The sequence below is a fragment of the Bacteroides sp. 2201st1_D9_2201SCRN_220225 genome, from assembly GCF_040928965.1.
Taxonomy (GTDB): Bacteria; Bacteroidota; Bacteroidia; order Bacteroidales; family Bacteroidaceae; genus Bacteroides; species Bacteroides stercoris.
In genome coordinates this window covers 21,805-34,574 of record NZ_JBCODG010000049.1, presented here as the reverse complement: position 1 = coordinate 34,574, position 12,770 = coordinate 21,805, and the positions used below count along the sequence as shown (strand labels likewise).

Genomic DNA, 12,770 nt, shown 5'->3' with positions numbered 1-12,770 from the left:
ATTCCGAACAGAGAAGTTAAGCTCAGTCACGCCGATGGTACTGCGTAACAGTGGGAGAGTAGGTAGTCGCCGTTTTTTTAGAGAGAGAAGCCCTTGTATCGGAAGATGCAGGGGCTTTCTTGTTTTGGGGCTATCATTCCGAACAGAGAAGTTAAGTTCATTTGTCTGCCTTGCCTTGCCTTGTTTTGCTTGCTTTTCTTTTCTTTGTTTTGCTTGTTTTCTTGGGGTCAGCAGATGTTTAGTGGGGATTATTCTTATACTTGTGAAGTATCTTTTTTTTCTTTGCTTTTAGGATATTATATCGTATCACATCATACCCATATCACATCATATATCTGGCAAGCATCTCCTCTTATGTCTTTCTGTTCTTATGTCTAAAAAGAATGCCATCTCTCCTAAATCCCCTTAGTACAGAGAATTTACTGTACAGCCAGAACAACACCCCGAACTACATCCCCCTCTCTTTACGTTCTTTTGTTCTTCTGTCTAAAAAAGAATATAAAAATAATGTCACAAAAAATGATAGTGTCACCAGACAAACAATCAATTTACCGATAAGTTTATTCTTACTTCTCTTCTTCCTCGTTTTGGAAAACCGGGTTGTTTTTCGTATATTTGTCAGCGAACTGATTTTTTAATTAATATTTAAAGCAAATTGAAGTATGAAAACTAAAGTTTTATTCGCTGCTGTGGCAGTAGCATTTTCTTTCGCTGTAACATCATGTGGTAACAAAAAAGCTGCTGATGCCAATGCTGCCGGAGCAGACTCTTGTTGCGCTGCACAAACAGAACAGGTATGTGACTCTGCAAAGGCTTGCTGCCAGGCTGATTCTGCCGTTTGTCCGAAAGCCGGTTGCGCGAAAGCTGATTGTCCGAAGGCCGCTTGCGACAGCGCCAAGTGTGACAAACCTTGTGAAAAGAAGTAATTCAGGACTTGTATCGAACTGAAACATAAAGGAAAGGCGTGCCTGTTTGGTACGCCTTTCTTGTGATATATTGGTGCGATAAATGAATATAATCTTATAAAATGATATTATTTCAGATGAAAAAGTTACTGATTTATTTGTATGCTACAAAATAATCTATACCTTTGCATCATTAAACAAAAAAACAAGATGATTCAGAACTTTACATATATTCTACTGTGTGGTATTATTATTCTACTGGCAAAGTTTAGTGGAAGTGAGTGCTGTGCATAAATATATGTAAGATATAACAATATACGAAAGCCTTTCTCACTTCCCTGTGTGAAAGGCTTTTTTTTATGGAATATGAATTTATAAATACAATGAAGCGATGAGTGATAAATTATTTATTTTCGACACAACGCTCCGCGATGGCGAGCAGGTTCCGGGATGCCAGTTGAATACAGTGGAAAAAATTCAGGTGGCAAGGCAACTGGAAGCGTTGGGCGTGGATGTGATTGAGGCGGGATTCCCCATTTCGAGTCCGGGTGACTTTAACTCGGTGATTGAGATTTCCAAAGCTGTGACGTGGCCTACGATTTGCGCCTTGACACGTGCCGTACAGAAAGATATTGACGTGGCGGCGGAAGCTCTGCAATTTGCCAAGCATAAACGTATTCATACCGGTATCGGTACTTCCGACTCGCACATCAGATATAAATTCAATTCCAACCGCGAGGAGATTATCGAACGTGCCGTAGCGGCAGTGAAGTATGCCCGCCGCTATGTAGAGGATGTCGAATTCTATGCCGAAGATGCCGGACGCACGGATAACGAATACCTGGCGCGTGTGGTGGAAGCCGTTATCAAAGCGGGCGCTACGGTGGTGAATATTCCCGATACCACCGGTTACTGCCTTCCCGGTGAGTATGGTGCGAAGATAAAATATCTGATGGAGCATGTGGACGGCATTCATAACGCTGTCATCTCCACGCATTGCCACAACGACCTGGGAATGGCTACTGCCAATACAATGGCAGGTGTGCTGAACGGCGCCCGCCAGGTGGAAGTTACTATCAACGGTATCGGCGAACGTGCCGGAAATACTTCGCTCGAAGAGGTGGCTATGATTATCAGATGTCATAAGGATATTGATATTGAAACCAACATCAACACGCAGAAGATTTACCCTACCAGCCGTATGGTATCCAGCCTGATGAATATGCCGGTGCAGCCTAACAAGGCAATCGTAGGCCGTAATGCCTTTGCGCACTCGTCGGGCATTCATCAGGACGGCGTATTGAAGAATGTGCAGACTTATGAGATTATCGACCCGCACGATGTGGGCATCGATGACAACTCTATCGTACTGACCGCCCGTAGCGGACGCGCTGCCTTGAAGAACCGCCTGCAGGTATTGGGCGTGTCTCTGGATCAGCAGAAACTGGATAAGATTTACGAAGATTTCCTGAAACTTGCCGATAAGAAGAAAGATATTAACGACGATGATATTCTGGTATTGGCAGGTGCGGACCGCTCGCAGAATCATCGCATCAAACTGGAATACTTGCAGGTGACGAGCGGTGTAGGTGTCCGTTCGGTAGCCAGCATCGGGTTGAACATTTCGGGTGAGAAGTTTGAGGCCGCCGCCAGCGGAAACGGTCCGGTAGATGCCGCAATCAAAGCCCTGAAGAAGATAATAGACCGCCACATGACGTTGAAGGAGTTTACCATTCAGGCCATCAGCAAGGGGAGTGATGATATGGGTAAGGTGCACATGCAGGTGGAATATGATAACCGTATCTACTATGGTTTCGGCGCCAATACGGATATTATAGCTGCGTCGGTGGAAGCGTATATAGACTGTATTAATAAATTTTAGCGGTTAGTGATTAGCGGTTAGTGATTAACGATTAGTGATTAACGATTAGTGATTGATAATTTGTAATTAATACTTATTCTGATGAATACATTATTTGATAAAATTTGGGATGCCCACGTTGTACAGAAGGTGGAAGACGGCCCTACACAACTTTACATAGACAGGCTTTATTGCCATGAAGTGACCAGCCCGCAGGCTTTTGCCGGATTGCGTGCCAGGGGAATCAAGTGTTTCCGTCCGGAAAAGATATTCTGTATGCCCGACCATAATACGCCGACGCACGACCAGGATAAACCTATCGAAGACCCCGTGTCAAAGACGCAGGTGGATACGCTTGCCAAGAATGCGGAAGATTTCGGACTGGAGCATTTCGGCATGATGGACAAGAAGAACGGCATTATCCATGTGGTGGGTCCGGAACGGGGGCTGACCTTGCCGGGCATGACGATTGTATGCGGTGACTCGCATACGTCCACTCACGGCGCAATGGGGGCGGTGGCTTTCGGCATCGGTACGAGCGAAGTGGAGATGGTGATGGCTTCGCAGTGTATTCTGCAAACCCGTCCCAAGACGATGCGCATTACCGTAGACGGCAAATTGGGTAAAGGGGTGACCGCCAAAGATGTGGCGCTCTATATGATGTCCAAGATGACTACCAGCGGCGCTACGGGCTACTTTGTGGAGTATGCCGGAGAGGCGGTGCGTAGCCTGTCCATGGAAGGACGCCTTACGCTGTGCAACCTCAGCATAGAAATGGGTGCGCGCGGCGGTATGGTTGCTCCGGACGAAACGACCTTCGAGTACATTAAGGGACGCGAATATGCTCCGAAAGGCGAAGCGTGGGACAAAGCGCTGGCATACTGGAAAACGTTGAAAAGCGATGAGGATGCCGTGTTCGATAAGGAAGTACGCTTCGACGCCGCCGACATCGAGCCGATGATTACCTATGGAACCAATCCGGGTATGGGCATGGGCATCACGCAGCACATCCCCGCTACCGAGGGCATGGGCGAGGCCGCCAAGGCGTCTTTTATGAAGTCGATGGAGTATATGGGCTTCCGGCCGGGTGAACCGTTGTTGGGCAAGAAGATTGATTACGTGTTCTTGGGTGCTTGTACCAACGGCCGTATCGAGGATTTCCGTGCATTTGCCTCTATCGTGAAAGGCCGTAAGAAAGCGGCGGATGTAGTGGCATGGCTGGTTCCCGGTTCGTGGATGGTAGATGCGCAGATACGCGAGGAAGGCTTGGACAAAGTGCTGGAAGAGGCGGGATTCGCTATCCGCCAGCCGGGATGTTCGGCTTGTCTGGCGATGAATGATGACAAAGTGCCTGCCGGGAAGTATGCGGTGTCCACCAGTAACCGTAACTTTGAGGGACGTCAGGGACCGGGTGCACGCACATTGCTTGCCAGTCCGCTGGTGGCTGCGGCAGCGGCGGTGACGGGGGTGATTACAGACCCGAGGGAGTTTATCTAAATCAAGGTTCACTACAGAGGGAGAAACTGAGGGCCTATGTCCTCTGCAGTGAAGAAAGAACAATCAAATAACAGCAACAATGAAACAGAAATTCAATATCATCAACAGCACTTGTGTACCTCTTCCGTTGGAGAATGTGGATACCGACCAGATAATCCCTGCACGTTTCCTGAAAGCCACCACGAAAGAAGGCTTTGGCGAGAACTTGTTTCGCGACTGGCGGTATGACAAGCAAGGCAACAAAATAGAATCTTTCGTACTGAACGACCCTACCTACGGCGGACAAATCCTTGTGGCCGGCAAGAACTTCGGTTCGGGAAGCAGCCGCGAGCATGCGGCATGGGCCATTGCCGACTATGGTTTCCGCGTGGTGGTGAGCAGCTTCTTTGCGGATATCCATAAGAACAACGAACTGAATAATTTCGTGCTTCCCGTGGTGGTGAGCGAACCGTTCCTGAAAGAACTTTTCGACTCGGTTTTCGCCAATCCCAAAACGGAAGTGGAAGTGAACCTGCCCGAACAGACCATTACCAACAAGGCCACGGGCAAGAGCGAGCATTTTGAAATCAATGCCTACAAGAAACACTGCCTGATGAACGGATTGGACGATATAGATTTCCTTGTAGAGAATAAAGACAAAATAGAATCCTGGGAGAAGAAACATGAAGCATAATCATCCGAAGATAGAAATCATGGACACCACGCTCCGCGACGGCGAACAGACCAGCGGGGTGTCTTTCGTGCCCCATGAGAAGTTGATGATAGCCCGTTTGCTGCTTGAAGACTTGAAGGCGGACCGGGTGGAAGTGGCTTCCGCGCGGGTGTCTGAAGGGGAGTTCGATGCGGTGAAAATGATATGCGACTGGGCCGCCCGCCGCAATATGCTGCCGAGGGTGGAAGTGCTCGGTTTCGTAGACGGGCATACGTCGGTGGACTGGATACACGCTACCGGCTGCCGCGTCATTAACCTGCTGTGCAAAGGCTCGCTGAAGCATTGCTCCTGCCAGTTGAAGAAGTTGCCGGAAGAACATATCGAGGACATTCTGGCAGTGGTGGACTACGCAAACGTGCAGGACATGGAGGTGAACGTCTACCTGGAAGACTGGAGCAACGGCATGAAAGATTCGCCCGAATATGTGTTTCAATTGATGGACGCATTGATTCGGACCAACATAAAGCGGTATATGCTGCCCGATACGTTGGGGGTGCTGAACCCGTTGCAGGTCATTGAATTCATGCGGAAAATGGTGAAACGCTATCCGCACGCGCATTTCGACTTCCATGCGCACAATGATTACGACCTTGCGGTGAGCAATGTGCTGGCAGCCGTGTTAAGCGGTTGCAAGGGGTTGCACACCACCATTAACGGTTTGGGCGAGCGTGCCGGGAATGCGCCTCTTGCCAGCGTGCAGGCCATCCTGAAAGACCATTTCAGCGCTGTTACCAATATCGACGAGAGCCGCCTCAATGATGTGAGCCGTGTGGTGGAGTCTTATTCGGGCATCGTAATTCCCGCCAACAAACCGATTGTGGGTGAGAATGTGTTTACGCAGGTGGCGGGCGTGCATGCTGACGGAGATAATAAAAGCAACCTGTACTGCAACGACCTCTTGCCCGAACGTTTCGGTCGTAAGCGGGAGTATGCGCTGGGCAAGAACAGCGGCAAGGCGAATATCCGCAAGAACCTGGAAGACCTGGGGCTGGAGCTGGACGAGGATGCCATGCGCAAGGTTACCGAACGTATCATCGAGCTGGGCGATAAAAAGGAACTGGTGACGCAGGAAGATTTGCCGTACATCGTTTCCGATGTTTTGAAACACGGCATGATGGACGAGCGGGTGAATCTGAAAAGCTACATCGTGAACCTTGCCTACGGACTGAAACCGATGGCTACGTTGAAAATAGAAATCAACGGCAAGGAGTATGAGGAGAGTTCCAGCGGCGACGGTCAGTACGATGCCTTTGTGCGTGCGTTGCGCAAGATATACAAGGTGACTCTGGGGCGTAAGTTCCCGATGCTGACGAACTATGCGGTGACCATCCCGCCCGGCGGACGTACCGATGCCTTTGTGCAGACGGTTATCACCTGGAGTTTTGAAGACAAGGTGTTCCGTACCCGCGGGCTGGATGCCGACCAGACGGAAGCGGCCATTAAGGCTACGGTAAAGATGTTGAATATAATAGAAGCTGAATACGATAAATAAGATGCCCAACCATGATTGATAAGAGAATAAAGGATTATTTCGAAAGAAAACCCAATGTAAGCTATCTGTTTTTTGCTTGCATGATATTTTTGTTTCGTGTTTTCTTGAATTGGTATGCAAATGAGCTGCAGCTCGTCACTCTTATGGATGTGATATGGACGCTTATGCTGACTGCGGGATTTGTGACGGGTGACCGTGTTCGCCGCAAGAATAAAGCAATGAAAGATAAGATAGAAAATGAATTGAAAAAGAAATAATAATTATGGACTTTAAAATTGCAGTATTGGCCGGTGACGGTATCGGCCCCGAAATATCCGCCGTAGGTGTGGACGTAATGACCGCCGTTTGCGAGAAATTCGGTCACAAAGTAAGTTATGAGTATGCCGTGTGCGGTGCGGACGCCATCGACAAAGTGGGCGACCCTTTCCCCGAAGCTACCTATCAGGCTTGTAAGAATGCCGATGCAGTGCTCTTTTCGGCAGTAGGCGACCCGAAATTCGACAATGACCCCACCGCCAAGGTGCGTCCCGAACAAGGACTGCTGGCTATGCGCAAGAAGTTGGGGCTGTTTGCCAATATCCGTCCGGTGCAGACCTTCAAGTGCCTCTTGCACAAGTCGCCGCTCCGTGCGGAACTGGTGGACGGTGCGGACTTCATCTGCATCCGCGAACTGACGGGCGGTATGTATTTCGGTGAGAAGTATCAGGACAACGACAAGGCCTACGACACCAATATGTATACCCGTCCGGAGATTGAACGCATCCTGAAAGTGGGCTTTGAGTATGCCATGAAGCGCAACAAGCACCTTACGGTAGTGGACAAGGCGAATGTACTTGCCTCTTCGCGCCTGTGGAGACAGATTGCGCAGGAAATGGCCCCGGACTATCCGGAAGTCACCACCGACTATATGTACGTGGACAACGCCGCCATGCGCATGATTCAGGAACCGAAGTTCTTCGACGTGATGGTGACCGAGAATACCTTCGGCGATATTCTGACCGATGAAGGCTCCTGCATCAGCGGCTCCATGGGCTTGCTCCCATCGGCTTCCACGGGCGAAAGCACGCCGGTGTTCGAGCCTATTCACGGCTCATGGCCGCAGGCTAAGGGCCTGAACATAGCCAACCCGCTGGCACAGATTCTTTCCGTAGCCATGCTGTTCGAGTATTTCGACCTGAAGGAAGAAGGCGCGCTTATCCGCAAGGCGGTGGATGCTTCGCTCGACGCCAATATCCGTACCCCGGAAATCCAGGTGGAAGGCGGCGGCAAATACGGCACGAAAGAAGTGGGTGCGTGGATTGTGGACTATATCAAACACTAATCTTTATTAAGGAAAGAAAGGGCGAAACGTTTTTTTCCTACCTTTGCGAGGAGATGCGTCAAGAGTACGGCGATAGCGAGCCTGCTTTTGCTGTGTCTCCTCATTTGTGTCTTATTCTGTATAAACTCGGACGAATTATGGCGAAAATAGCGAATAACTTGACGGAACTTATCGGTGGTACGCCGCTGATGAAACTGGCGGGGTACAGCCGGAAGTACGGATTGCAACGAGAGGTGGTTGCCAAACTGGAGTCCTTTAATCCCGCAGGCAGCGTAAAAGACCGCGTAGGGCTGGCGATGATTGAGGATGCCGAAGCGCGCGGAGCGTTGAAGCCCGGCGCCACCATCATAGAGCCTACCAGCGGCAATACGGGAGTAGGACTGGCAATGGTGGCGACCATTAAAGGCTATCATCTGATACTGACCATGCCCGAAACCATGAGCATCGAACGCCGCAATCTGCTGAAAGCCCTCGGAGCGGAAATCGTGCTGACGGACGGACTGGCAGGCATGGCGGGCTCTATTGCCAAGGCGCAGGAACTGAGGGACAAGATACCCGGTGCCGTGATTCTGCAACAGTTCGAGAACCCTTCCAACGCCCGGATACACGAACTTACTACGGGCGAGGAAATCTGGACGGATACGGACGGACAAGTGGACGTGTTTGTAGCGGGAGTAGGTACGGGCGGCACGATTTGCGGTGTGGCGCGCGCCTTGAAAAGGCATAATCCGAATGTCTACATTGTGGCTGTAGAACCCGCATCGTCTCCTGTGCTTGAGGGGGGCGAGGACGCGCCTCACCGCATACAGGGCATCGGGGCAAACTTTATTCCGGCCCTTTACGATGCTTCGGTAGTGGACGAGGTGATTCCCGTGCCGGATGATGAAGCCATTCGCGCCGGACGCGAACTGGCATCTACCGAGGGATTGCTGGCGGGAATATCTTCCGGAGCGGCTGTCTATGCGGCACGTCTGCTGGCGGTGCGTCCCGAATTTGCCGACAAAACGGTGGTGGCCTTGCTGCCTGATACGGGAGAGAGGTATCTCTCTACGGAGTTGTTTGCTTTTGACACCTATCCTTTGGATTAAATGCCGGGGACGGACGTTTGTTTCACCCGGTGGTAGCGGTCATACCGACGGGTGGTAGCACTTGTACCGTCGCGTGGTATTGCCCGTATCATCCTTTGGTACTCTTTGTACCAGCGCTTGGTACTGTCCGTACCACCGCCTGATATTCTTTGTACCCTTGCTTGGTACTTCCTGTACCGGCTGGTGAAACCGGTACGGGTGCATTAATAAATTTAGAATCATAAGTATGAAGAAACTGATTTTTCTCGCAGTATGTTTATTGGCAAGCGGTATGCCTGCATTCGGGCAAACCTATCAGGAACTTTGCGACCGTGCCGTAACTTATACGGAGCAGGATAGTCTGCCGCAGGCGGAAACGTACATCCGCAGAGCCTTGAAGCTGGAGCCTGCGAATCCTCATAACGCCCTTCTGTTCTCCAACCTCGGTACGATACAACGCCGCCAGCGGAAGTATGAAAAGGCTTTGGAGTCCTATAATTTCGCCCTGAATATAGCCCCGCGGGCAGTGCCTATCTTGCTGAACCGTGCGACCATTTATATGGAACTGGGGCGCAACAACCTGGCACAAGCCGACTATTCGCTGGTGCTGGATTTGGAGAAAGACAACGAAGAAGCCCTGCTGATGCGCGCTTATATCTATATGCAACAGCGTGACTATAAAATGGCAAAGGCGGATTACGAACGCTTGTTGAAAGTGAATCCCACCAGCTACAACGGCCGTCTCGGTTTGGCTACTTTAGAGCAGAGAGAGGGAAAATACGAAGAAGCACTGAGGCTATTGAACACTATGATTGCCGCCAAAGGAGAGAACCGGCAGTTGTCTCCTTCCCAATATGCCATGCTTTATGTGGCTCGTGCCGGAGTAGAAAAAGACTTGCACCATACAGATATGGCACTGGTAGACCTGGAAGAGGCGATAAGCCTGGATAGCTCGCAGCCTGAAATATACCTGATGCGCGGCGAAATCTACCTCGCCCAAAAAAAGAAAGAACTTGCCAAACGCGATTTCGAGAAAGCCATATCGTTAGGAGTACCGCAATCTGATTTACGCAACTTCTTACAACAAACGGGGAAATAGGGGGTAGTGGTTAGTGATTAGCGTTTAGCGTTTAGTGGTTAGTGATTAAGTTATGTACAATAAACAGTTAATTGCTAATTGCAAAACACTAACTGCTCACGACTAATCACTCACGACTAATCACTCACGACTAATCACTTACCACTAATCCTTAACCGCTAATCACTAATCCTTAATCACTAATCACTATATTTTCGTATTAGGTTGATAAATTCTTTGCCGTATTTCTTTTTTTTGTGTTCTCCGATGCCGCTGATGTTGCCGAACTCTTCGAGGTTGGTGGGGCGTGAGGTGCTGAGCAAGTGGAGAACCTTGTCGGACAGGACGATATAGGCAGGCAGGGCCTCTTCATCGGCAAGACGTTTTCTTAATTTGCGCAATGCTTCAAAGAGGGCTTCGTTCTCTGTATTGGGAAGTCCTAAGGGTAGCTCTTGGGCGGGGACGGTTGCTTTGCGTTTTCTGCCACGTTTGGTTTCGTTTGTTTCTTCCCGGCGTATCACTACCAATCGGGCGGTGGCTCTGCCAAAGAGGACATCGCTTCCTGCGGAAGTTATTTTCAGATGATTGTTTTCGTTGTAGGCAATCTCGAAGTATCCGAGTTGCAGCATTTGTAATAAATAATCATGCCAGTCGCGGGCGGGAACATCACGTCCGGCGGCAAAGGTTTTCAGTTGCTGATAGCCTTTGCCTACGACTTCGGGCGACATGTTTCCCCTGAGAATATCCACTAAAACGCTTGTACCGATTTGCTGGTCTGTGCGGACAATGGCGCTCAGGGCTTTTTGTACGATGACAGTTCCGTCAAAGCGTTCGGGCGGGTTCTTGCAGACGTCGCAATTGCCGCAGTCATGGTCTGCTATTTCTCCAAAATAACTTAACAATATGCGGCGTCGGCAGATGTCGGATTCGGCGTATTGCTGCATGCGTTGCAGTTTCTCCAGGTTGATGTTCTGTTGTCCGCTCTCGGTAGCGAATTTGGTAAGCAAAATCAGGTCTGCAAGCGAGTAGAACAGTAGCGTGTCACTGGGCAGTCCGTCTCTGCCGGCACGCCCTATCTCCTGGTAGAAACTCTCGATGCTCTTTGGTAAATTATAATGAATAACCCAACGAACGTTGCTCTTGTCTATACCCATGCCGAAAGCAATGGTGGCGCACACTACCTGCACGCGGTCGTTGATGAAATCGTCCTGCGCTTCGTCTCTGAGGGAGGGGGAGAGGCCGGCGTGGTAGACGGCGGTGCGGATACCCTGCTTCTGGAGCATCTGCGCCACGGATTCCGTCTTGCTACGGCTCATGCAATAGATGATGCCGCTTTCTCCGGGATGGCGGGCTATGAAGTCAAGAATTGTCTTGGATTTTTCCTTCTGCTGGTAGCCCCGTTTTACGGTGAGGCTCAGGTTGGGACGGTCGAACGAGGAGATGAACGTCCGGGGATGGTTCAGGTGAAGCTGCCTGATGATATCTTCGCGCGTGATTTTGTCGGCGGTGGCGGTCAGGGCGATGATGGGCACGTGCGGGAACTGCTGGTGCAGAATCCCCATCTGTGCGTATTCAGGCCGGAAGTCATGTCCCCATTGCGAGATGCAGTGCGCTTCGTCGATGGCGAAAAGCGAGATGTGCATGTCCCGCAGGAGATAATTGGCTTCTGTAAGCAGCTTTTCGGGCGAGATATACAGCAGTTTCAGTCTGCCTTCCATGCAGGCACGGCGCAGGGCGGCATTCTCCGTTTCGTCATTGCTGCTGTTCAGCGCACCGGCGCTGATGCCGTTGGCGCATAACGCCTCTACCTGGTCCTTCATCAGCGAGATGAGCGGCGAAACGACTACCGCGGTTCCTTCGCGCAGCAGGGCGGGAAGCTGGTAGCATATTGATTTTCCACCGCCGGTGGGCATTAACACAAGTGCGTCGTTTCCGTCCAGAATGTGACGGATAATCTCTTCCTGAAGGGGACGGAAACTGTCGTATCCGAAGTATGTTTTAAGCGTTTGTAGCATAAGCAGTGCCGGTATCTTTTTATCAGGGGACAAAGGTACGTTAATTCTTGCATAAAATGCAAAAGGAAGTGGCGTTCAGTCAAATAACTTAATAATGAAGCAGTTGTGTTAAATAAGCTTGTAATTAAACGTATCCTGCTTCTTTTCAAGCTTTTTCGTTGTTTGTATATTAAAAATATGTACGAGAAAAGTTGCGTATTAAAAAAAAATGTTAGACTTTTGTGTAATCTAAGGGAAGCTCCTTTGGATTTCCGTATTTAAACAACCCTAACCAGTTAATTTAATGAGTGATTTAGAAAAGAATGCACAGGAGGAGGCTACAAAGAAGCATCCCTATAACCTGCGCGAAAAGAAAGAAAAGAAGGCTGCCTACCGTTCCCTGATACGGCCGGAACTGGCAGACGAGCTGTACGACAGGATACTGAATATCATTGTCGTGCAGAAGAAGTACAGAGACCCCAATTACTCTGCTAAGGATTTGGCGAAAGAACTGCAGACCAATACACGTTATTTGTCGGCAGTGGTGAACTCCCGTTTCGGCATGAATTATTCTTGTTTGTTGAATGAGTACAGAGTGAAAGACGCTTTGCATTTATTGACAGATAAGAGATATGCTGACAAGAATGTTGAGGAAATCAGCACGATGGTAGGCTTTGCCAATCGTCAGTCTTTTTATGCTGCATTTTATAAAAATGTAGGAGAAACTCCTAACGGTTATCGTAAGAAAAATGCAGTGAAAGGTAAATAATGCAGTAAAACTGAACTTATAAAAGGAAATATTCCGAGCCATGTGCTCCGGAATACTTCCTTTTGTTATTTTAA

At 49.5% G+C, this 12,770-nt stretch carries 11 protein-coding genes; 10 read left to right on the top strand and 1 reads right to left on the bottom strand.

What is annotated here, in order from left to right; all coding sequences use genetic code 11:
* Positions 1-662 precede the first annotated feature (662 nt).
* The 9 genes from AB5903_RS15340 (at position 663) to AB5903_RS15300 (ending at position 9,954) form a co-directional block, all read left to right on the top strand.
* Positions 663-926, top strand: a complete 264-nt coding sequence (locus AB5903_RS15340) for a hypothetical protein (RefSeq protein WP_016662590.1) — start codon at positions 663-665, stop codon at positions 924-926.
* A gap of 370 nt (positions 927-1,296) precedes the next feature.
* Positions 1,297-2,787: a 2-isopropylmalate synthase gene (locus AB5903_RS15335; protein ID WP_016662589.1), complete on the top strand. Its 1,491-nt coding sequence runs from the start codon at positions 1,297-1,299 to the stop codon at positions 2,785-2,787.
* A gap of 81 nt (positions 2,788-2,868) precedes the next feature.
* A complete protein-coding gene (leuC, locus tag AB5903_RS15330) occupies positions 2,869-4,263 on the top strand; it encodes a 3-isopropylmalate dehydratase large subunit (protein ID WP_005654369.1) in 1,395 nt (464 codons plus the stop codon).
* Between the two features lie 79 nt (positions 4,264-4,342).
* On the top strand, positions 4,343-4,936 hold the full coding sequence (gene leuD, locus AB5903_RS15325; protein ID WP_022103473.1) for a 3-isopropylmalate dehydratase small subunit: 594 nt from the start codon (positions 4,343-4,345) through the stop codon (positions 4,934-4,936).
* Positions 4,926-6,467 (top strand): alpha-isopropylmalate synthase regulatory domain-containing protein, encoded by a 1,542-nt coding sequence (locus AB5903_RS15320; RefSeq protein WP_005654372.1) that lies wholly within the window; start codon positions 4,926-4,928, stop codon positions 6,465-6,467. The genes leuD and AB5903_RS15320 overlap by 11 nt, the downstream gene beginning before the upstream one ends.
* Before the next feature lie 11 nt (positions 6,468-6,478).
* Entirely contained in the window at positions 6,479-6,724 is a 246-nt protein-coding gene (locus tag AB5903_RS15315; protein WP_005654373.1) for a hypothetical protein, read from the top strand.
* Between the two features lie 5 nt (positions 6,725-6,729).
* A complete protein-coding gene (gene leuB / locus AB5903_RS15310) occupies positions 6,730-7,788 on the top strand; it encodes a 3-isopropylmalate dehydrogenase (RefSeq protein ID WP_005654375.1) in 1,059 nt (352 codons plus the stop codon).
* A 137-nt stretch (positions 7,789-7,925) separates the two neighbouring features.
* Positions 7,926-8,876: a cysteine synthase A gene (gene cysK / locus AB5903_RS15305; RefSeq protein WP_016662585.1), complete on the top strand. Its 951-nt coding sequence runs from the start codon at positions 7,926-7,928 to the stop codon at positions 8,874-8,876.
* Between the two features lie 226 nt (positions 8,877-9,102).
* Positions 9,103-9,954, top strand: coding sequence for a lipopolysaccharide assembly protein LapB (locus AB5903_RS15300; RefSeq protein WP_005654379.1), 852 nt, complete (start codon positions 9,103-9,105; stop codon positions 9,952-9,954).
* 179 nt (positions 9,955-10,133) lie between these two features.
* On the opposite strand, the gene recQ is transcribed toward AB5903_RS15300, so the two are convergent.
* Positions 10,134-11,948: a DNA helicase RecQ gene (gene recQ, locus AB5903_RS15295; protein WP_368117993.1), complete on the bottom strand. Its 1,815-nt coding sequence runs from the start codon at positions 11,946-11,948 to the stop codon at positions 10,134-10,136.
* A 283-nt stretch (positions 11,949-12,231) separates the two neighbouring features.
* On the opposite strand from recQ, the gene AB5903_RS15290 reads away from it, so the two are divergent.
* Positions 12,232-12,696 carry an AraC family transcriptional regulator gene (locus AB5903_RS15290; RefSeq protein WP_016662582.1) on the top strand — a complete coding sequence of 155 codons (465 nt, stop codon included), beginning with the start codon at positions 12,232-12,234 and terminating at the stop codon, positions 12,694-12,696.
* Positions 12,697-12,770: the final 74 nt, after the last annotated feature.